17 protein-coding genes and 1 tRNA gene are annotated in these 19,576 nt (G+C 72.5%); 13 read left to right on the forward strand and 5 right to left on the reverse strand.

Annotated elements, in window-relative coordinates:
* The first annotated feature begins 168 nt into the window (after window positions 1-168).
* From GWK25_RS35965 to GWK25_RS35995, 7 genes are all read left to right on the forward strand, one after another.
* Window positions 169-1,200 (forward strand): phosphatase PAP2 family protein, encoded by a 1,032-nt coding sequence (locus GWK25_RS35965; RefSeq protein ID WP_215455681.1) that lies wholly within the window; start codon window positions 169-171, stop codon window positions 1,198-1,200.
* Window positions 1,151-2,344 (forward strand): hypothetical protein, encoded by a 1,194-nt coding sequence (locus GWK25_RS35970; RefSeq protein ID WP_215457837.1) that lies wholly within the window; start codon window positions 1,151-1,153, stop codon window positions 2,342-2,344. Before GWK25_RS35965 ends, GWK25_RS35970 begins: the two co-directional genes overlap by 50 nt.
* Window positions 2,335-3,957: a hypothetical protein gene (locus GWK25_RS35975; protein ID WP_215455682.1), complete on the forward strand. Its 1,623-nt coding sequence runs from the start codon at window positions 2,335-2,337 to the stop codon at window positions 3,955-3,957. The genes GWK25_RS35970 and GWK25_RS35975 overlap by 10 nt, the downstream gene beginning before the upstream one ends.
* Window positions 3,954-5,297 carry an AAA family ATPase gene (locus GWK25_RS35980; protein ID WP_215455683.1) on the forward strand — a complete coding sequence of 448 codons (1,344 nt, stop codon included), beginning with the start codon at window positions 3,954-3,956 and terminating at the stop codon, window positions 5,295-5,297. Before GWK25_RS35975 ends, GWK25_RS35980 begins: the two co-directional genes overlap by 4 nt.
* A 188-nt stretch (window positions 5,298-5,485) precedes the next feature.
* Entirely contained in the window at window positions 5,486-5,848 is a 363-nt protein-coding gene (locus tag GWK25_RS35985; RefSeq protein ID WP_184893663.1) for a hypothetical protein, read from the forward strand.
* A gap of 340 nt (window positions 5,849-6,188) precedes the next feature.
* The gene (locus GWK25_RS35990) at window positions 6,189-6,860 is read left to right on the forward strand and encodes a bifunctional DNA primase/polymerase (RefSeq protein WP_215455684.1); all 672 of its coding nucleotides are present in this window, start codon (window positions 6,189-6,191) and stop codon (window positions 6,858-6,860) included.
* Window positions 6,851-6,924, forward strand: a tRNA-Lys gene (locus tag GWK25_RS35995). Before GWK25_RS35990 ends, GWK25_RS35995 begins: the two co-directional genes overlap by 10 nt.
* A gap of 136 nt (window positions 6,925-7,060) precedes the next feature.
* Here the strand turns inward: GWK25_RS35995 and GWK25_RS36000 are convergent.
* Window positions 7,061-8,482 carry a M6 family metalloprotease domain-containing protein gene (locus GWK25_RS36000; protein WP_215455685.1) on the reverse strand — a complete coding sequence of 474 codons (1,422 nt, stop codon included), beginning with the start codon at window positions 8,480-8,482 and terminating at the stop codon, window positions 7,061-7,063.
* Between the two features lie 592 nt (window positions 8,483-9,074).
* Between GWK25_RS36000 and GWK25_RS36005 the strand changes: the two genes are divergently transcribed.
* Window positions 9,075-10,832: an EAL domain-containing protein gene (locus tag GWK25_RS36005; protein ID WP_251829195.1), complete on the forward strand. Its 1,758-nt coding sequence runs from the start codon at window positions 9,075-9,077 to the stop codon at window positions 10,830-10,832.
* On the opposite strand, the gene GWK25_RS36010 is transcribed toward GWK25_RS36005, so the two are convergent.
* The 3 genes from GWK25_RS36010 to GWK25_RS36020 form a co-directional block, all read right to left on the reverse strand.
* Window positions 10,823-11,938 (reverse strand): LLM class flavin-dependent oxidoreductase, encoded by a 1,116-nt coding sequence (locus GWK25_RS36010; RefSeq protein ID WP_215455687.1) that lies wholly within the window; start codon window positions 11,936-11,938, stop codon window positions 10,823-10,825. The genes GWK25_RS36005 and GWK25_RS36010 overlap by 10 nt on opposite strands.
* Window positions 11,939-12,210: 272 nt before the next feature.
* The gene (locus tag GWK25_RS36015) at window positions 12,211-12,942 is read right to left on the reverse strand and encodes an aspartate/glutamate racemase family protein (RefSeq protein ID WP_215455688.1); all 732 of its coding nucleotides are present in this window, start codon (window positions 12,940-12,942) and stop codon (window positions 12,211-12,213) included.
* On the reverse strand, window positions 12,939-13,748 hold the full coding sequence (locus tag GWK25_RS36020) for an aspartate/glutamate racemase family protein (protein ID WP_215457838.1): 810 nt from the start codon (window positions 13,746-13,748) through the stop codon (window positions 12,939-12,941). Before GWK25_RS36020 ends, GWK25_RS36015 begins: the two co-directional genes overlap by 4 nt.
* Before the next feature lie 150 nt (window positions 13,749-13,898).
* Here GWK25_RS36020 and GWK25_RS36025 point away from each other — a divergent pair, with 150 nt between their 5' ends.
* Complete coding sequence (locus tag GWK25_RS36025) at window positions 13,899-14,858, forward strand: D-2-hydroxyacid dehydrogenase (RefSeq protein ID WP_215455689.1); 960 nt, start codon at window positions 13,899-13,901, stop codon at window positions 14,856-14,858.
* 20 nt (window positions 14,859-14,878) lie between these two features.
* Window positions 14,879-16,339: an amidase gene (locus tag GWK25_RS36030; protein ID WP_215455690.1), complete on the forward strand. Its 1,461-nt coding sequence runs from the start codon at window positions 14,879-14,881 to the stop codon at window positions 16,337-16,339.
* A gap of 322 nt (window positions 16,340-16,661) precedes the next feature.
* On the opposite strand, the gene GWK25_RS36035 is transcribed toward GWK25_RS36030, so the two are convergent.
* On the reverse strand, window positions 16,662-17,156 hold the full coding sequence (locus GWK25_RS36035) for a DUF3830 family protein (protein ID WP_215455691.1): 495 nt from the start codon (window positions 17,154-17,156) through the stop codon (window positions 16,662-16,664).
* A gap of 131 nt (window positions 17,157-17,287) precedes the next feature.
* Here GWK25_RS36035 and ehuB point away from each other — a divergent pair, with 131 nt between their 5' ends.
* Genes ehuB through ehuD form a run of 3 tightly spaced genes read left to right on the forward strand, consistent with a single transcriptional unit; the run spans window position 17,288 to window position 19,574 of the window.
* Window positions 17,288-18,211, forward strand: coding sequence for an ectoine/hydroxyectoine ABC transporter substrate-binding protein EhuB (ehuB, locus tag GWK25_RS36040; RefSeq protein WP_215455692.1), 924 nt, complete (start codon window positions 17,288-17,290; stop codon window positions 18,209-18,211).
* Complete coding sequence (ehuC, locus tag GWK25_RS36045; protein WP_215455693.1) at window positions 18,208-18,924, forward strand: ectoine/hydroxyectoine ABC transporter permease subunit EhuC; 717 nt, start codon at window positions 18,208-18,210, stop codon at window positions 18,922-18,924. Before ehuB ends, ehuC begins: the two co-directional genes overlap by 4 nt.
* On the forward strand, window positions 18,924-19,574 hold the full coding sequence (gene ehuD, locus GWK25_RS36050) for an ectoine/hydroxyectoine ABC transporter permease subunit EhuD (RefSeq protein ID WP_215455694.1): 651 nt from the start codon (window positions 18,924-18,926) through the stop codon (window positions 19,572-19,574). The genes ehuC and ehuD overlap by 1 nt, the downstream gene beginning before the upstream one ends.
* The last annotated feature ends 2 nt before the right edge of the window (window positions 19,575-19,576 follow it).

Genomic DNA, 19,576 nt, shown 5'->3' on the forward strand with positions numbered 1-19,576 from the left:
GAAGGGAGAAATGGGAGGCGGATGCTTCCATCATCGCTCACGCTGTCGTGGGGCAACCCAACAGGCGATCCCAGCGTCTTGGACATCGTCTTGCTCAAGGGCCACACCAGCACCACACACAGATGAACATCGACGCGTCGACGCGCACAGACGGGGGAGGACGTTCGGATGCCGCAGACCGAGGCGACCGAGGCACCGGTTACCAGAAGGACCGGTGCACCGGTTACCGAGGCGACGCCGGACACGCGGCTCCGCTGGTGGACCGAGCTACCGCTGATCCTGCTGGTGTACGGGGCGTACTCGGCCGGCCGGCTGCTCGCCCGCGGCGACACCTCCCACGCCGTCGACCACGGTCTGGCGATCCTGCGGATCGAGAAGGCGTTCCGGCTCAACGCCGAGCATCCGCTGAACCGGCTGTTCACCCGTGAACCCTGGATCGGGATACCCGCCGACTTCTGGTACGCCTCGCTGCACTACCTGGTCACCCCCGCGCTCCTGGTGTGGCTCTTCCGGTCGCACGCCGTGCGCTACCGCGCGGCCCGCACCTGGCTGCTGACCTCCACCTTCATCGGCCTCATCGGCTTCACCCTGCTGCCCACCTGCCCGCCCCGGCTGCTGAACCCGGCCCACGGCTTCGTCGACACCATGGCGCACTACAGCTCATGGGGCTGGTGGGGCGGCGAGGCCAGCGCGCCCCGGGGCCTGGGCGGCATGACGAACCAGTACGCGGCCATGCCGAGCCTGCACGTCGGCTGGGCCCTGTGGTGCGGGGTGATCCTGTGGCGCTTCGCGGGCGGCTCCCGGCTCGTGCGGACCGCGGCCGTCGCATATCCGCTGATCACCACGATCGTCGTGATGGGCACCGCGAACCACTACTTCCTCGACGCGGTGGCGGGCGCCGCCGTGATGGGGGCGGGCCTGCTGCTGACCCCGCTGGTGCTGCGGCTCGCGGACCAGTGGCGGGACTCGCTCGGCCTCTCCGCCGCGGCCGCGAGCCGGTTCGACGGCGGCGGCCCGCGGCCCGTGACGGAGCCTGCGGTTCCCGCCACCGTCGCCTCTCGGCCCTCGATTTCCCCAATTGTCAGTGGTGAGTGCCAGACTTCCCCGGGTGAGCGAATTCCACGGCAGCGGATCACCGACCCCGAGCCGGGTGCCACCCCCTCGCAGACAGGGGACGGCGCTGCGGCAGCGGCTCGCTGAGCTGCGCGGACCCGAGGTTCCCCCGAAGGCGCTGGACGCGCGCGCCCTGGCCGCGCTCGCGGCCAACCCGGGCTGTGAGCGCCGCGCGCTGCTGGACGGCGCGGGGGTGAACAAGGCGGTGCTGGCGGGCGCGCTCGGCTCACCCTCCGCCTTCGGCCAGTCCCAGTTCGCCTTCATGCGGGGCAACGCCTTCGAGGCCCGGGTCAAGGCCGACGGCGGCGCCGAACTGCTGCGGCTGGTGCACGAGAGACTGGACCCCGGTGCCGAGCCGCCGGTCTCGGCCTCGGTCCCCGACCTCGCCGCCGTCGGCCCCGAGGGCCGCGCCGCCCGTACGGCACTGGCGTTGCGCGAGGCCACGGACGCCGGCGGCTGGACGCTGCTGGACCACCCCATGCTCGCGCTCGACGTCGCGGGCTCCCCCGCGTTCCTGGAACCGGACGCGGTGGTGGTCCACCCGGACGGCACCTGGTCGGTCGTCGAGATCAAGTCCTTCCCGATGCTGGACGGTTCGGCCGACCCGGCGAAGGTGGGCGCCGCCGCCCGCCAGTCCGCGGTGTACGTGCTGGCGCTGGAAGAGGTCGCCGCCCGGCTCGGCGGCGAGGCGCGCGGCGGCGCCCCCGCGCCCGAGGTGCGCCACCGGGTGCTGCTGGTGTGCCCCAAGGACTTCACCAACCTCCCCACGGGCGCGGCGGTGGACATCCGCAAGCAACGGGCGGTAACCCGCCGCCAGTTGACCCGGCTGACCCGCATCGAGGAGATCGCGGACGACCTCCCCGAGGGCACCTGTTTCGCCCCCGACCTGCCCCGGGAGCAGCTGACCACGGCCGTCGAGGCACTGTCCGCGACCTACGCGCCCGAGTGCCTCGCCGCCTGTGAGCTGGCCTTCCACTGCCGGGGCCGCTCCCGTGCCGAGGGCGCGGTGACGTCCCTGGGCCGTGCGGCGCGCGCGGAGCTGGGCGGCCTCACCACCGTCGACGACGTCCTGGCGGCGGCCCACGGCCTCGCCGGCGACCCGGACGACCCGGCCGTGGCGGCGCTGCGCAGAGCGGCGGAGCTGCGGGCCGAGGCGCTGAGGGCCGCGGCCGCGCGCGGGTCCGCCGCCTCGCTTCCCGGCCCGGCGCCGGAGGGGGTTCCGTGTCGCTGATCGCCACCCTCGCCCGTCTCGAAGCCGTCAGCTCGGGCCGCGCCCAGCCCGCCGCCACCGTCCTGCACCGGCATCTCTCCGCCCGCCCCCTCGTCCTCGTGCCGCTGACCACCGCCGGTGAGGCCGGGGCCCCGCTCGGCGCGCTCGTCGGCACCGACCGGGACGCGCCCCGCCTGCTGGTGGTGCCCCAGCCCCGCGACCGTGACCTGCGCTTCGCGTTCCTCGCCGAGCTGGCGGACATCGTCCTGCCGTACGTGGACGGCTACGCGGACGTGGTGGAGGCCGCCGAGCGGAGCGAGACCGACCCGGAGACCGGCAAACGGGTCAAGGTCGAGGTCGAACTGTGCGCGGACGCGCCGCAGTTGATCCTGCCCAGCCGGACGGGCATCGACTTCGTGCGGCTCCTCGGCCGTTCCATGCGGTTCCGTCGCACCGCCGAGCAGGACCCGGAAGCGCCCCATCCGGCGCCGCCGCGCGTGCCGTTGCTCGGGCGGTGGCTCACGCACTTCGGGGAGCGGGCGCGGGTGCCGGGCTCCTCGCTGCTGCTCGCGCTCACGGATCTGCTGTCGAAGCACTGGGCCACCGGCCAGTCCGGGGTGGAGGACCAGCACCTGGCCTCGCTGCTCGCCTGGATCGACCCGCCGGAGGGGGAGTCGGGCGAGGCGGCGGCGCGGCGGGCCGAACTGGCGCGGGACGCCGAGGGCCAGTTGCTGTGCCCGCCCGCCGGGCCCGCGACCGACCCCGCGTTCGACAACAAGCTGCTGGCCCCGGCCATCGAGCGGTACGACCGGGCGCGGCTCGCGCTGGCCGCCGCCGAGGACGGCCTGGAGGCCGACGACCGGCTGGGGGCGCTGACCGCAGCCGAGCGGGAGATCCGCGCCCTGGTCGAGAGCCGCACCCGGCCCACCTGGGACGCGGTCTGGCACGGGCTGGATCTGTTGCGCGCCCTGCCGGAGGGCGCCCACGCGGCCGACCGGTGGACCCGCGACCGCTGGTCCTTCACCGGCCACCGCGACCGGATCGTCGCCGGGGAGCCCCCGCAGCCGCGCGTCGACGACGCGGTCACCGCCGCGAACAAGCTGGCCGCGCGCGAGCGCGAACAGGCCCGGCTCGACGCCCAGGAGGCCCTGGACGACCCCCTCGTGATGGCCGGGCGCCGGCTGTCCGGGGAGGCGTTCGCCGGCGAGGTCGTGGACGTGGTGATGGCGTACAGCGAGGGCAAGCGCCCGAGCCCGCGGCCACTGGTCACGGTACGGACGCGGGACCGGCCGCATCTGGGGGAGCGCGCGAAGGTGTACCGCTCGCTGGGCGGGAAGCCGCAGACGGCGGAGTTCGTCGGGCAGGAGCCGGGCGGGCCCGACGGGGCGACCGACGCGGGCGAGACCCTGCTGGTGCTGCGGATCATGGACAAGATGGGCCGCGGCAAGGAGCCGGAGGTGGGGTCCGTCCCCGAGAAGGGGGACCAGCTCTGCTTCACCCTCTTCGAACACGACCAGCGGGGTGGGGCGAAGCTGCCGGACCCGGAGGAGACACCGTGGACGCACGGCGGGCCACCGGGTGAGCCGGACGCCGTACCGCTGCCGGACCCGGTGACCGAGGAGGACGTCCTGTGACCCCCACCGAGGCCGTGCTCGATCCCGGGGCGGCGGCCGGCCGCGCCACCGACGCGATCCTGCGCGACACGCTGCACGGCGACGCGCGCGGTGTAGTCGTGGACTCGCCGCCCGGCGCCGGGAAGTCGACGCTCGTCGTCCGCGCCGCGCTCGAACTCGCCTCGGCCGGGCGTCCCCTGATGGTCATCGCGCAGACGAACGCGCAGGTCGACGACCTGGTGCTCCGGCTCGCCGAGAAGGACCCGGAGCTCCCGGTCGGCCGGCTGCACAGCAGCGACAGCGATCCGTACGACAAGGCGCTGGACGCCCTTCCGAACGTACGCAAGTCGACGAAGGCCGCCGAGCTGGCCGGGCTGGACGTGGTGATCTCCACGGCCGCGAAGTGGGCGCACGTCAAGGGCGTCGAGCCCTGGCGGCACGCGATCGTCGACGAGGCGTACCAGATGCGGTCGGACGCGCTGCTGGCGGTGGCCGGGCTCTTCGAGCGGGCGCTGTTCGTGGGCGACCCGGGGCAGCTGGACCCTTTCGCGATCGTGGGCAGCGAGCAGTGGGCGGGGCTGTCGTACGACCCGTCGGCCTCGGCGGTGACGACGCTGCTGGCCCACAACCCGGACCTGCCGCAGCACCGGCTGCCGGTGTCGTGGCGGCTCCCGGCGTCGGCGGCGCCGCTGGTCTCCGACGCGTTCTACCCCTTCACGCCCTTCCGCAGCGGCACCGGGCACGGGGACCGGCGGCTCGGGTTCGCGGTGCCGTCGGACGGCTCCGGCCCGGACCGGGTGATCGACGAGGCCGCCGAGTCGGGGTGGGGGCTGCTGGAGCTGCCGGCCCGGCACACCCCACGGACCGACCCCGAGGCGGTTCGGGCCGTCGCGCTGGTCGTCCGGCGGCTTCTCGACCGGGGCGGGGCGGCGACCTCGGAGCGGTCCGAGGAACCCGTGCCGCTGACCGCCGACCGGATCGCCGTCGGCACCGCCCACCGCGACCAGGCCGCCGCCGTGCGCTCGGCGCTGGCCGAGCTGGGGATCGCGGACGTGGTCGTGGATACGGCGAACCGGCTCCAGGGCCGGGAGTACGACGTCACGGTCGTCCTCCATCCCCTCTCCGGACGCCCCGACGCGACGGCGTTCCACCTGGAGACCGGGCGCCTGTGCGTCCTCGCCTCCCGGCACCGGCACGCCTGCATCGTGGTGTGCCGGGCGGGCGTGACCGACCTGCTCGACGACCACCCGTCCACCGAGCCGGTCCAGCTGGGGGTGACCGTGAAGTTCCCGGACGGCTGGGAGGCGAACCACGCGGTGCTGGCGACGCTCGCGGAGCATCGGGTGAGCTGGCAGCCCTAGGGCCCTGAGGACGCGGGGCGGTCGGCGTGGGCCGGGACGTCGCGGGGGCGTGCGCGCGCGACGCCCGGCGTGTGGGGCACCGGTCGGACTCGATGCCCACTTGCGCGGTCACGAGAGAATGGACGGTGGCCCTCCCCGGGACGCCCCGGGGGCCGGCCGACTGAACCGTCGTACGAGGAGGAGAAGACATGGCGGAGCCCACGTCGCGTCGGAACGAACCGCGGCTGCGGCCCGCGCCCCTGCTCTTCGAGCCGGCGGAGGCGGCCGGCGACCCCGAGCACTTCTTCGATCTGGAGTCGATCGACGATCCGCGGGCGTTGCTGTCGCGGGCGACGGAGTTGGCGCAGGCGTTCCGGGCGGCGGCGGACCGGGCCGTGGAGTTCCAGGCGATCGCCGCGGCCCAGCTCGCCGATCCTCGGCGGTTCGACCGGCTGACCTCGGCGGACATCGCGGAGCGGGCGGAGTGGACCGAGGACTACGCCAAGAAGATGGTGGAGTTCGGGCGGGATCTGTTGCGGGGGCGGGATGTGAGCGGGCCGGAGTCCATCTGAGGGCACGTGCGGCGGCCGAGCCTCGGTGACTCGGGGTTGCGGCTCAGCTGGGTGGGCTGGGGTGGGGTGGCTTGTGCGTTGCCCGGGTCGGGGCTGGACTGGGGCGGTTTCGCTCACCGGCGCTTGGCGGGTGCCGCTGCGCCCACCCTCCCCCACTCTCGGCTTCGCTCGAGCGGGAGGTACCCCATCGCCCCAGCGGCACGATTGCCCGCAGCCGGGTACGGCCCGAAACACCGTCTGGCATATGCCGAGTGGGCAAGATACCCCACTTGCCCACCTCGCGTACCAGTTTCCGGTAACTGCTCGGGGGCGCGCGGTCACGGGCGGTAGATCTAGACGCATGAGCGGTGGAGCGAGGACGGGCAGGTATCCGGAGGACGGGGTCGATGTCGCCGGGGTCACGGCGGAGGGGGCCGCTTGGCTCGCCTCGGCAGGAACGTATCCGCGGAGCACGCTGACGCTGTGGGAGGAGAGACCGACCACCCCGGTGGCGCTGCCGTGCGGCTCCGTCTTCGACGTCGTCAGCGTGCCGGCGCTCTTCGGGCGGCGCATGCTCGACCGGTTATGGACCGAGGGCCCCGGCTCCGGACCGGTCGCCGTCTACCGCGGGCGAGTGCTCCTGTTCGCCGCACCCGGCACCGCCCAACGGCTGCCCACCCTGCTGGAGTGGGAGGAGTGGGGCTCCCCCGGCCGCACCGGCGCGGTCCCGCCCCTGCTCTGTCACGGCACCGGTGACGCGGTCACCGTCCCGGCCGTGCTCACCCCCGAAGGCTCCCGAGACATCGACGGTTCCGGGGCCTCCGGGACCTCCGGCGCCCCCGGTGTCAGCCGCCTCGGCTCCCGTTGGCTCGTCGCCCCGGACACCCGGCGACCTTGGCTTCCGGGGCCCGACGTACTGCTCTGGGCGGCGGTGCGGGCGGCCCGGTCGGGCGCCTCCGCGACCGTGCGCGTATCGATTTTTCCTCCCGCCGATCAGGGTGCTAAGGTCTACGACGTCAGCAGGCGCCGCTAGCTCAGTTGGTTAGAGCAGCTGACTCTTAATCAGCGGGTCCGGGGTTCGAGTCCCTGGCGGCGCACGACACGAAAGAAGCCCTTCGCGGAAGCGAGGGGCTTCTTTCGTATGCCGCCACACGGGCCACCCACCCCCTTGCACAGCGCCCCTCAACACACGGCGCCACTCACCACACCGCGCCCCTCACCACACCGCGCCCCTCACCGCCCCGTCGTGATCCGCACGGTCCACGCGCCGGAGGCCGTACGCCCCTCCACGTCCACCCGCACGGACTCCCCCGGCACCGTGAAGCTCTCGCCCACACCGACCGGCGCGTCCGCGAGGGGCGGGTAGACGGACTCCTCCCAGCAGGCCTCGGTGCGCGGGTGGGCGTCGAGGACCTCCATGGGGCCGCCGCCGGACTCGGCCCCGCTGCGGATGCGGTAGACGAGGACGCCCTGCGTGCAGACGGAGGCGTCGTTCCCGACCGCGCCCCGCGCCTCGATACCGAGCGCGCTGTCGGGCCCCGTACGGACGACCACCAGTTTCGTACCCCGGCCGACACCGAACCCCCGCACCCCGGGCGCCACGCCGGCGACACCTCCACGAGCGGTGCCACCACCGGCACCGACACTGGCGTCGGCGTCGGCGCCCCCGACGCGCCGCCCCCCGCCGCCCGCGTACCCCACCTCACCGGCGCCGGGCTCCGCGCCCTCCTCCGTCTCCCCCTCGTACGCCCCCCGAGGGCCCGCCCCCACCGCCTCCAGCGTCAAACGGGTCGTCCCGGCGCCGCGTACGCACGTCACCTGGTGGGCCTCCAGCCAGCCCAGCTTCCACTTGTGCCAGGCGAACAGGTCCGGGGCCAGGGCGAACTGGCTGCCCATGAGGTCCCAGTCGCCGACGTGGGTGTCCCAGTCACCCTTGCCGTCGGCGGGGCGGTGGTAGAGGTCGGGGAGGTCGAAGACATGGCCGGTCTCATGGGCGAGGACGAGGCGGTCCGGCGGATGCCGTTCGAACACCGTGACCACCCGGCGCAGACCCGTGCCGTCGACCTTCAGCGGGGTCTGGAGGTTCACCACCTTCGTCGCGTCCGAGTCGACACCGGGCGCGTGCGGATCGGCCACGAAGTACACGATGTCGTAGCGGGAGAAGTCGACGTGCGGGTCGGCCGTGGCGAGGGCGTCCCTGAGGTAGGCGGCCCGGTGCGTCGCATTCCAGTCACGGCGTATGGCGTACGCCGTCGACGGCTGCGGCATCTCCAGCCACTCGCGGCGCGGATGGGAACGGAGGGCGAACTTGCCGTACGACGCGCGTTCGAAGAACTCGCTGGTGGCCGGAAAGTGATCCGCGGTCAGCTCGGCCGGTGTGGTGAGAGGGGCCGCGTCCGGGAATGACAAGAATACGAGTACGGCGTCGAGGTCGCGGGTGGGGCGTGGATACGCGGAATTCCAGGTGTCGAGGCCCTCCGAGTGGTGCGCCTGGGTGCGCCGCAGGGTGCACGGCTCCGACAGCGGTACCGCGGAAGGGGCCGCGATCAGGGAGGTCGCGGCTAGTGCGGTGAGGGAGGTGAGCATGGCCGCTGTGCTGCGCAGCACGGGCGCCCGGTCGCCGAGGAGTTCCTTCCAGGGGAGCGGACGCTGCACGGAGACCTCCGGATACGGATCTTGGGGACACCGCGTCCAGATTTTCGGAATTTGTAGTACTACGCCCTGTTTGCCTGCACCAGAAGGGTGAGGAACGGTCACTCGACCCCGCCCGCCCGCACCTCGCGGCACGGCCGTCGACACCCCGGGTGCTCACGGAACGTCACAAGCGATCCACGGAACGGGGAAGCCGATCAGCTCGGGGCAGAAACGATCTGTCAGATCAGGTCGTTGTTCAGGGAGACTGGAGAGTGGCTAGAAGGCCCTGGGGTCAGCCTCTATGATCGGCACACTTTCCTGCACGGACACGGCTTGAGCGCCCCTACGTACCAGGTTCGGCCGCTCCGACGAGACATATGAGATCCGTACGAAAACGAGTGCACTGCGGGAGCGAACGGTGAGCGGAACGTCCCAAGGGCCGGCGCCCGCGGCAGATCTCGTCGGGCCGGCGATTACAGAGCGTCACGCCAATGCCTCAGTTCAGTCGTCTGAGCCGTCGCAGCCGCCTCAATCGCCCCAGCCATCTCAGCCGCCTCCGTCGTCGGAGGAGAGTCCCACGACACCCGCCGCTTTCTCCCTCGCGCCGCTCGCCATGGCCGTCGTCGACCGGGACGGGCTGGTCGTCACCGCCAACGGGGCGATGGAGACCCTGCTCGGGACGGCCTCCGAACCGCTCGTCGGGCGGGTGGCCGCCGACCTGGTGGACCTGGCCTCGGACACCCGCACCTGGCACGCGTACCGCGAGGTGCTGCGCGGACGGCAGGCCCGGCTGCGCTGTACGCGACGGCTGAAACAGCCGGACGGGGCCTGGTTGTGGGTACAGGTCTCGGTGGCGCCGCTGCCCGAGGAGGAGCGGGCGGTCCTGCTCTCGGTCGCCGACATCAGCGCGAACCGTCAGCTTCAGGCCAGGCTCCGCCACTTGCAGATGCACGACCCGGTGACCCGTCTCCCCAACCGCACCCTGTTCTTCGAACAGCTCTCCGCCGCCCTCGAACGGGAGGCGTACGACGAGGCCGGCACCGGCCGTATCGGCCTGGTCTACCTGGACCTGGACGGGTTCAAGGCGGTCAACGACACCCTCGGCCACCGCGTCGGCGACCGGCTCCTCACGGCCGTCGCCGAGCGCCTCACCCGCTGCGCCGACGAGGCCGCGCTGCTGCGCACGGCCGGAACGGCGGCCGGGGCACCGCTGGTGGCCCGGCTCGGCGGTGACGAGTTCGCGCTGCTCGTGGAGGACTCCACCGGCACGGAGCAACTCGCCGATCTGGCCGACTCGGTCCTCAAGGCGCTGCAGGCGCCCTTCGACCTGGCCGGTCAACGGCTGTCCGTCTCCGCCTCGATCGGGGTCGTCGAACGGCAGTCGGCGAGCACCACGGCGACGGGGCTGATGCAGGCCGCCGACACGACGCTGTACTGGGCGAAGGCCGACGGCAAGGCCCGCTGGACGCTGTTCGACCCGGAGCGCAACGCCCACCGGATGACCCGTCAGGCCCTGTCGTCCACACTGCGGGCGGCCGTCGGACGGGGCGAGTTCTTCCTGGAGTACCAGCCGTTGGTGGGCATGGCGCAGGGCGAGGTGCGCGGGGTCGAGGCGCTGGTGCGCTGGCACCACCCGCAGTTCGGCCTGTTGACGCCGAATCGGTTCATCTCACTGGCCGAGGAGGACGGTTCGATCGTCCAGCTCGGACGGTGGATTCTGGCCACCGCATGTCGGCAGGCCCGCCGCTGGCAGACGGACCATCCCGACCGGGCCCCGATCTTCGTCAGTGTGAACGTCGCCGTCCGCCAGGTCTGGGACTCCGATCTGGTCGCCGATGTCGCCGAGATCCTCGCGGAGACCGGTCTCGCCCCGCACCTGCTCCAGCTGGAGCTCACCGAGTCCGCGCTCATGGGCTCGGCCGGCCGCCCCCTCCAGGCGCTCAAGGCCCTCAGCGACATGGGCGTCCGCATCGCCATCGACGACTTCGGCACCGGGTACTCCAACCTCGCCTACCTCAGCCGCCTGCCCGTGTCGGTGCTGAAGCTGGACGGCGCGTTCGTCCGGGGGTTCCAGTACGAGGACGGCGAGGAGGGCGGGAGCCCCGGCGGGACCGGGGCTCCCGCCACCGCCGGTGACGTCGGGGACGCCGGACAGCCCAACCCCGCCGACGAGATCATCGTCGAGGCGCTCGTGCAGCTCGCCCACCGGCTCGGGCTGTCCGTCACGGCGGAGGGGGTGGAGACCGACGCGCAGGCCTCACGGCTGCGCCGGCTCGGCTGCGACACCGGGCAGGGGTGGCTGTACTCCCGCGCGGTGCCGCCGGAGCGGATCGCGGAACTGCTGGGGGCGGCGGCCTGCCCTCAGGCCTGAGCGCCGCCCTCCGCCGGCGGCACGTGCGGCAGGTCGTAGGCGTCCGCGATCAGCTCGTACGAGCGCAGGCGGATGTCGGCGCTGTGGGCGTGGGTGGTGAGCATCAGCTCGTCGGCACCCGTGCGCTTGTGCAGGTCGTCGAGGCGGGTGCGGACCTCGTCGACGGTGCCGTGGACGACGTCCGCGTTCCAGGAGTCGATGAAGTCCTGTTCGACCACGCTGAACGGGTACGCCTCCGCCTCCTCCGGCGTCGGGACGAGACCGGGGCGGCCGGTGCGCAGCCGGACCATGTTGAGCGCGGCGGCCCTGACCTGACGGCGGGCCTCCTTCTCCTCGTCGGCGGCGAGGGCGGAGACGCCGATCAGCGCGTACGGGGCGTCAAGGACCGGTGAGGGGCGGAACGACTCGCGGTACAGGTCGAGCGCCGGGATCGTGTTGCGCGCGGAGAAGTGGTGCGCGAAGGCGAAGGGGAGACCGAGGGAACCGGCGAGGCGGGCGCTGAAGCCGGAGGAGCCGAGCAGCCAGACCGGGGGGCGGTGCGGGGACTGGACGCCGCCGGGTGAGCTGGACTGGATCGGGCCGGGGACCGCGTGGATACGGCGGTAGGGGTGGCCGTCGGGGAAGTCGTCGTCCAGGAAGCGGGTGAGCTCCGCCAGCTGCTCGGGGAAATCGTCGGCGCCCTCATTGAGACGGGCCGAGCGGCGGAGGGCGGCGGCGGTCGCGCCGTCCGTGCCGGGGGCGCGGCCGAGGCCGAGGTCGATACGGCCGGGGGCCATGGCTTCCAGCGTGCCGAACTGCTCCGCGATCACCAGGGGGGCGTGGTTGGGGAGCATCACGCCGCCCGAGCCGAGGCGGATGCGGGTGGTGTGGGCGGCGAGGTGGGCGAGGATCACGGCCGGGGAGGACGAGGCCACGCCGGGCATGGAGTGGTGTTCGGCGACCCAGTAGCGGTGGAAGCCTCGGCGCTCCGCTTGGCGGGCGAGGGCGACGCTGGTGCGCAGAGCGTCCGTGGCGGTGCGGCCGGCGCCGACGGTGACCAGGTCGAGGACGGAGAGGGGGAACTGGGCCGTGCCCTTGGTTTCGCCTCGTATCTCGTCTGTGGTCACGGTGGGGCCTCCTGGGGGCGGGCGGGGTCGCGGGGTGCGCAGGCGCGTACGGGGTGGGTAACAGGAGGGTGGCTCCGGTTATTCCTCGCCCCCGCCGCCCCTACCCGTCCCGTCCTCAAGGGGCTGCGCCCCTTTGACCCCCTTTCGCGCTCCACCCGGGGTAGGTGGGTACGCGCGGGTTCGGTGGGGGCTGGTCGCGCAGTTCCCCGCGCCCCTGGGAATCGGCCCTGCGGGCCTCTTCCTCAGGGGCCTCAGGGGCGCTTGTCCGGCTGCTACGCCTGCACGATCGGTTCGCGCGTGAACAAGGTGCCCAGTTCGGGGGCGTTGACCCTTCTGTCGGCCAGCCTCAGAGCCTCCCAGACCGTGACCTGGTTGGCGGTGAGGACCGGCTTGCCGAGTTCCTTCTCCAGGGTCGGGATGTGGGAGGCGGTGTGCAGGGCCGTGTCCGGCAGGAGCAGGGCGTCCGCGTCGGGGTGGTCGGCCGCGCGGGCGAGGGCGAGGACGTCGTCCAGGGTCCACGTGCCCACCTCCGCCGCCGTGATGATGCCCGCGCCCCGGACGGAGAGGACCTCGATGCCGGCCGCCGCGAGGAAGTCGACGAAGAGGCGGGCCACGTCGTCGGGGTAGGTCGCCGCGACCGCGACCCTGGTGGCGCCCACCTCCCGGGCCGCGTGGGCGAAGGCGAACGAGGTGGAGGAGGCGGGGAGGCCCGCGGTGCGGGCGAGGGTGCGGATCTGGTCGTGCGCGCCCTCGTAGCCGTGGACGAAGCTGCCGCTGGTGCATGCCCAGACGACGGCCTCCGCGCCGGACAGACGGAGGGCCTCGCAGCCGGCGGCGAGCCGTTCGGGGGCGCCCATCTCCCGCAGGGCGTCGACGCGGTGGGCGTCCTCGCCGATGTCGGTGTGCACCACGTCCACCCGGATGTCGCTGCCGAGCAGTTGCTCCATGCGCGGATAGTCGTCCTCGGCGGAGTGGCCCGGATAGAGGAAACCGAGTGCGGTCATGCCCAACCTTCCTGTTCTTCCGGCAGTACCGGCGGTGGCGGAACAGGTCCCGCACCGAACGTCTGCCTGGCCGACTCGTCGAGCAGAGCCTGGTACGGACCCACCGCCCGAGTACCCAGCTGACGCAGTGCCGCCCATATCGTCACCTGGTTGGCCGAGATCACCGGCATCCGCAGTTCCGCTTCCAGCTGGGGGATGACGTCGTAGGTGGGGAGGTTGGTGCAGGAGATGAAGAGGGCGTCCGGTGCGGTCGCCCGTACCGCGCGACGGGCCATGGCGACCACGTCGTGGTACGGGACCTTCCAGATGTGCCGGACGAGGCCGAGCGAGGCGCGGCCGGTGACCAGGATGCCCGCCTCGGCGAGGTAGTCCTCCAGGGACTGGGTGACCGAGACGGTGTACGGGGTGACCAGGGCGATACGGTGCGCGTTCAGCTCGGCCAGGGCGGCGAGCAGCGCGCCGGAGGTGGTGACGGCGTGCGCGGCGCCCGCGCGGATCATCGCCTCGCCCATCGCACGCTCCCCCGCCACCCCGCCGACGAAGCTGCCACTGGTGCAGGCGTAGGCCACGACCTCGGGCGCGACCTCGTTCAGCGCCCGGACCGCCTCGTGCAGCGTCTCGTGCTCGGAGACCAGCCGGGCCAGGTCGAGGCTCACCTCGACGGGGACGTACGGGGTGCGGGTGAGGTGCAGGGAGACGTCGTCCGGGACCCAGCGCCAGAGCTCGCGGTCGAGGGCGAAGTCGAACGGAGCGATGACACCGACGCCGCGCTGCGGACGGGGTCCACCGAGGAAGGAGACGTTCATGACAGCCACCGGCCTCACGGAGAGAGATGTGCGGACGACGGAACGTGCACAAGTCCGTGTTGACGAAGGTAGGTTCGAGTGCGAGCGTGGTCAATCAGTGCATGTCACACGCATCTCCACCGCCCACGTCTCGCCCCGGGGGCCTCGCCCATGACCTCGTCCCAGCGTCCGCGTCTCCTCGTCCTCGACGCCGAACCGCGTCCCCGGCTCGGGCGGCTCACCGGGCGGGCGACGGTCGAGTACGCCGACGCCTCGACGCTGGCCGAGCGGCTGCCGTACGCCGATGTGCTGCTGGTGTGGGACTTCACCTCGCACGCGGTGCGCGGCGCCTGGCCCGGTGGCGGGCCCCGGCCGCGCTGGGTGCACACGGCCAGCGCGGGCGTCGACCATCTGCTCTGTCCCGAACTGGTCGCCGCCGAGGACACGGTGGTGACCAACGCGCGCGGCGTGTTCGAGGCACCGATCGCCGAGTACGTGGCCGCGCTCGTGCTTGCCATGGCCAAGGATCTGCCGCGCAGCTGGGAGTTGCAGGGGCGGCGGGAGTGGCGGCACCGGGAGGCGCTGCGGGTGGCGGGCGGCCGGGCGTGCGTGGTGGGGTCCGGGCCGATCGGGCGGGCGATCGAGCGTCACCTCAAGCTCCTCGGTCTCCACACGGCCCTGGTCGGGCGGGTCGCGCGGCCCGGTGTCCACGGTCCCGAGGAGCTGGACCGGTTGCTGACCCGCGCCGACTGGGTGATCGCGGCGGCGCCGCTGACGGAGGCGACGACCGGCATGTTCGACGCCCGGAGGTTCGGGGTCATGCAGCCGTCCGCGCGGTTCGTGAACGTGGGGCGCGGGCAGCTTGTGGTGGAGGACGCGCTCGTCGAGGCGCTGCGCAAGCGGTGGATCGCGGGGGCGGCGCTGGATGTCTTCGAGCGCGAGCCGCTGGGCCCGGACGACCCGCTGTGGGAGGTCCCAGGGCTGATCGTCTCGCCCCACATGAGCGGGGACACGGTGGGGTGGCGGGACGAACTCGGCGCCCAGTTCGTGGAGTTGTTCGAGCTGTGGGAGGCGGGAAAGCCGCTGCCCAACGTGGTCGACAAGCAGCGCGGGTACGTGCCCGGGCAGTGAACTCCCCTGGGAGGGGCCGGATGTCGGAACCGACACGACTGACGCAACCGACGCAACCGACGCAACCGACGCAACTGAGCGAACTGTCCGCCGTGCGGCTGGTCGAGGGGTACCGCAAGGGCGAGTTCAGTCCCGTGGAGGTGGCGCGGGCGGCGCTGGAGCGGGCCGAGCTCGTGCAGCCGGACGTCAACGCCTTCGTGCGGATCGACACCGAGGCGGCGCTCGCGCAGGCGCGGGAGTCGGAGGGGCGCTGGCGGCGCGGGGAGCCAGCCGGAGCGGTGGACGGGGTGCCGGTCACCGTGAAGGACATCCTGCTGATGCGCGGCGGGCCGACGCTGAGGGGCTCCAGGACCATTGCGGAGAAGGGGAGTTGGGACGAGGACGCGCCCTCCGTGGCCCGGCTGCGGGAGCAGGGGGCCGTCTTCCTGGGGAAGACCACGACGCCCGAGTTCGGCTGGAAGGGCGTCACGGACTCGCCGCTCAGCGGGGTGACGCGCAATCCGTACGACCTCTCGCGTACGGCCGGGGGGTCCAGCGGGGGTGCGGCGGCGGCCGTCGCGCTCGGGGCGGGGCCACTGGCGCTGGGCACGGACGGGGGTGGCAGCGTGCGGATTCCGGCCGCCTTCTGCGGGGTGTTCGGGCTGAAGCCGACGTACGGGCGGGTGCCGCTGTATCCCGCGAGCGCGTTCGGCACGCTGTCGCACGTGGGGCCGTTGACCCGGGACGCGGCCGACGCGGCGCTGCTACTGGACGTGATCTCCGGTCCCGACGCGCGGGACTGGTCGGGGCTGGGGCCGACCCCGGGGTCCTTCGTGGACGCGCTCGCGGGCGGGGTGCGGGGGTTGCGGGTCGCGTACTCCGCCTCGCTGGGCGGGCAGGTCGCCGTACAGCCGGGTGTCGCTCGCGCGGTGCGGCGGGCGGTGGAGGGGCTCGCCGGGCTCGGGGCGTACGTGAGTGAGGCCGACCCGGACTTCTGTGATCCCGTGGAGGCGTTCCACACGCTGTGGTTCAGCGGGGCGGCGCGGGTGACGCAGCGGATGGGGGCGGGGCAGCGGGCGCTGCTGGACCCCGGGTTGCGGGAGATCCGGGACGCCGGGGCCCGGCTGTCCGCGTTGGACTATCTGGCCGCGGTGGATGTGCGGATGGATCTCGGGCGGCGGATGGGGGCGTTCCATGAGCGGTACGACGTGCTGGTCACGCCCGCGTTGCCGGTGACGGCGTTCGAGGCGGGGGTGGAGGTGCCGGGGGGTTCGGGGCATCGGCGGTGGACGGGGTGGACGCCGTTCACGTACCCGTTCAACCTGACGCAGCAGCCGGCGGCGAGTGTGCCGGTGGGGGTGGACGGGGCCGGGCTGCCGGTGGGGCTTCAGGTGGTGGCGGCCCGGCATCGGGATGATCTGGTGTTGCGGGTGGGGCATGCGTTGTACGAGGCGGGGGTGGCGGGTGTGCCTGCGCCTGCCGGCGGTGGCTCCCGCGGCTGATTCGCCCCCGCCGCCCCTACCCGTCCCTCCCCCAGGGGCGCTGCCCCTTCGACCCCGAGGGGGTGGGTGGGGGCGGGTGGGTTGTCGGAGGGGATGGGGGGCTGGGGTGGCCGGGGCGTGTGCGGGTGGGTGGGGGTTGCTCGCGCAGTTCCCCGCGCCCCTGAAAAGCAGGGGCTGCGCCCCGTGCTTTTCATCCGCCAGCCCCGTCGCCCTTCAGGGCCCGCAGGGGGCCTGATCTTTCAGGGGCGCGGGGAACTGCGCGAGGAGCCCCACCGGGCCGGCAGTCGCCCACGCACCCGAACCCCCGAGCCATGAGGCGCCCCTACGCCCTGCTGAACCGTAGCGTCTCCCCCGCCGCCCCCGTTCTCCACAGGTCGTTGCACGCGGCCGCCATCTCCTCCAGGCCCTCGACCACCTGGCCCCACACGATCCCCGGTACCCAGCCCACGTCACCGTTGAGGAGCAGGTTGTTGCGTTCGTAGAAGAGGGCCAGGTCCACCAGGGTGGTGTCGGGGCGGACCTGTTCGTCGTAGCCGTACGCGTGCGTGGCGAGTTCCGTGCCGGCGAAGGAGAAGTAGCAGAGGTCGCCGGGGATGGGTGTGACGGTGGGGTTCTCGAGGGGTGGCTCGTGGGGGGCGAAGGGCGGGAAGAGCGCGTAGATCTCGTTGCGGGCGTATTTGGCGTGGTAGACGTCTCCGGACAGCGGCAGGGCGTCCCAGACGGCGGCGCACGTGCGCGGCGCGCGATCGTCGAGGAGCTTCGCCCGGCACACGACCTGACGCTTGAGCAGGGAGATCTCTATGTAGCGGTCGGTCATGTCTTCCATGGTGCGGGCGGGGTCAAGGGCGCCTGAGGGACACGGTCGATGCCGGACGGCTGTGTGGAAGGGGCGTGAAGGCACCGGCGGTGGCGTGAATACATCGCATCGGGTCGGGTAGCCGCGCGCCCATGGCTCCAGCAACGAAGACCTCCGGGAGAACCGGGAAGACACGCGACCCCAGCCGCCGGTCCCTGCTCGTCGGCGCCTCCGCGCTCGCCACGGCGGGCGCGCTGGGCGCCGCCGGGTGCAGCAGGGTGGCCACGGCCTCCGGTACGGAGGGGGGTGAGCTGCTGGACCGGCTGCGGGCACAGGGCGTCGTCAGGCTCGGTATCGCGGGCGAGATCCCGTTCGGCTACATCGACACCGACGGAGAGCTGACCGGCGAGGGGCCGGAAGTGGCCAGGGTCATCTTCAAGCGGCTCGGTGTGGAGCGCGTGCAACCCGTGCCCACCGAGTTCGGGTCGCTCATACCCGGGCTGAACTCCCAGCAGTTCGACGTCGTGTCGGCCGGGATGTACATCAACCCCGAGCGCTGCGCGGAGGTCATCTTCTCCGAGCCCGACCACCAGATGCTGGACGCGTTCGTGGTGAAGAAGGGCAACCCGAAGGGGCTCAACGACTACGCGGACGTGATCCGGGCCAAGGCGAAGTTCGCCACGGGCTCGGGGTACGCGCAGATCGCGCACGCCGTCGAGGCGGGGTACTCCGAGAGCGACATCGTCATCGTGCCCGACCAGGTGGCCGGGCTGAACGCCGTGGAGGCGGGCCGGGTCGACGTGTTCGCGGGGACCTCGCTGACCACACGCGAGGTGGTCAAGAAGTCCCGCACGACGGAGGCCACGAAGCCGTTCGCCGCGCTCGTCGACGGCAAGCCGCGGGTGGACGGCGCGGGCTTCGCGTTCCGGCCGGCCGAGACCCGGCTGCGGGACGCCTTCAACGTCGAGCTGCGGAAGATGAAGGAGAGCGGCGAACTGCTGCGGGTGCTGCGGCCCTTCGGGTTCACCAAGGTCGAGATGACCGACCTGACCACGAAGGAGCTCTGTCGCGCATGACACCGGGACTCTGGGAACTGGTACTGCGCGGCGTCTGGGTCACCCTCCAGCTGCTGGTGTTCGGCGCGCTGTTGGCCACGGTCGTCTCGTTCGTGGTCGGGATCGCGCGCACCCACCGGCGGTGGATCGTCCGCTTCGTCGCGGGCCTCTACACCGAGGTGTTCCGCGGTACTTCCGCGCTGATCATGATCTTCTGGGTGTACTTCGTGCTGCCGCTGGCCTTCGGCTGGCAGCTCGTCCCGATGTGGGCGGGCGTCCTCGCCCTCGGACTGACGTACGGGGCGTACGGCGCCGAGATCGTGCGCGGTGCCCTGACCGCCGTGGATCCGGCGCAGCGTGAGGGCGGTATCGCGCTGAGCTTCACCCCGTGGCAGCGGATGCGGCTGATCCTGCTGCCGCAGGCGGTCCCCGAGATGATCCCGCCCTTCGCCAACCTGGTGGTCGAACTCCTCAAGGGCACGGCGCTGGTGTCGGTCATGGGCATGGGCGACCTGGCGTTCAGCGGCAGCCTGGTGCGGCTGGCGCTCCAGGAGAGCGTGGAGATCTACGCGTACCTCCTGCTCATCTACTTCGTGATCGCCTTCCTGCTGACCCGGGCCATGCGGGTGCTGGAGCGGCGGTTGAAGGCCGGGGTGGGCAAGGCCCCGGTGAAGAAGGCGGCTGTGCCGTCGGCGCGTGTCCCCGAGGGCGCGGGAGCGGGAGGTGGTGCCTGATGAACTGGGACTGGAACGCGGTCACCGACTTCCTGCCGCACTTCTGGGACGGGCTGCTGGTGACGCTCCAGGCGCTCGCCCTGGGTTCGGTCGTCTCCTTCCTGCTCGGCCTGGTGTGGGCGCTGCTCGTGCGGACGCCGACCCGCTGGGTGAGCTGGCCGGTGGGCGTGGTCACGGAGTTCATCCGGAACACTCCCCTGCTGGTCCAGCTGTTCTTCCTCTTCTATGTGCTGCCGGAGTGGGGGCTGACCTTCTCGGCGCTGACCACGGGCGTCTTCGCGATCGGCCTGCACTACTCGACGTACACGATGCAGGTCTACCGGGCCGGTATCGAGGCGGTGCCGGCGGGCCAGTGGGAGGCGGCCACGGCGTTGAACCTGCCGATGCGGCGCACCTGGACGGTGGTGATCCTGCCGCAGGCGGTCCGCCGGGTGGTGCCCGCACTGGGCAACTACGTGATCTCGATGCTCAAGGACACTCCGATCCTGATGGTGATCACCGTCCCGGAGATGCTGAGCGAGGCACGGCTCTACGCCCAGGAGACCTTCCGTTTCACCGAGCCCCTGACCGTCATCGGGGTGGCCTTCATCCTCATCTCCTACACGGCCTCCCTGCTTCTGCGAACCCTGGAGCGACGCCTTGTCCGCTGACA

The sequence above is a fragment of the Streptomyces sp. ATCC 21386 genome (genome assembly GCF_018728545.1).
In the GTDB taxonomy this organism is placed as follows: Bacteria; Actinomycetota; Actinomycetes; order Streptomycetales; family Streptomycetaceae; genus Streptomyces.

Coding starts and splice junctions, on each gene's coding strand:
- GWK25_RS35965 (WP_215455681.1), top strand. CDS start 169: ATGCCGCAGACCGAGGCGACCGAGGCACCGGTTACCAGAAGGACCGGT.
- GWK25_RS35985 (WP_184893663.1), top strand. CDS start 5,486: ATGGCGGAGCCCACGTCGCGTCGGAACGAACCGCGGCTGCGGCCCGCG.
- GWK25_RS35990 (WP_215455684.1), top strand. CDS start 6,189: ATGAGCGGTGGAGCGAGGACGGGCAGGTATCCGGAGGACGGGGTCGAT.
- GWK25_RS36005 (WP_251829195.1), top strand. CDS start 9,075: ATGGCCGTCGTCGACCGGGACGGGCTGGTCGTCACCGCCAACGGGGCG.
- GWK25_RS36015 (WP_215455688.1), bottom strand. CDS start 12,942: ATGACCGCACTCGGTTTCCTCTATCCGGGCCACTCCGCCGAGGACGAC.
- GWK25_RS36020 (WP_215457838.1), bottom strand. CDS start 13,748: ATGAACGTCTCCTTCCTCGGTGGACCCCGTCCGCAGCGCGGCGTCGGT.
- GWK25_RS36025 (WP_215455689.1), top strand. CDS start 13,899: ATGACCTCGTCCCAGCGTCCGCGTCTCCTCGTCCTCGACGCCGAACCG.
- GWK25_RS36030 (WP_215455690.1), top strand. CDS start 14,879: ATGTCGGAACCGACACGACTGACGCAACCGACGCAACCGACGCAACCG.
- GWK25_RS36035 (WP_215455691.1), bottom strand. CDS start 17,156: ATGACCGACCGCTACATAGAGATCTCCCTGCTCAAGCGTCAGGTCGTG.
- ehuB (WP_215455692.1), top strand. CDS start 17,288: ATGGCTCCAGCAACGAAGACCTCCGGGAGAACCGGGAAGACACGCGAC.
- ehuC (WP_215455693.1), top strand. CDS start 18,208: ATGACACCGGGACTCTGGGAACTGGTACTGCGCGGCGTCTGGGTCACC.
- ehuD (WP_215455694.1), top strand. CDS start 18,924: ATGAACTGGGACTGGAACGCGGTCACCGACTTCCTGCCGCACTTCTGG.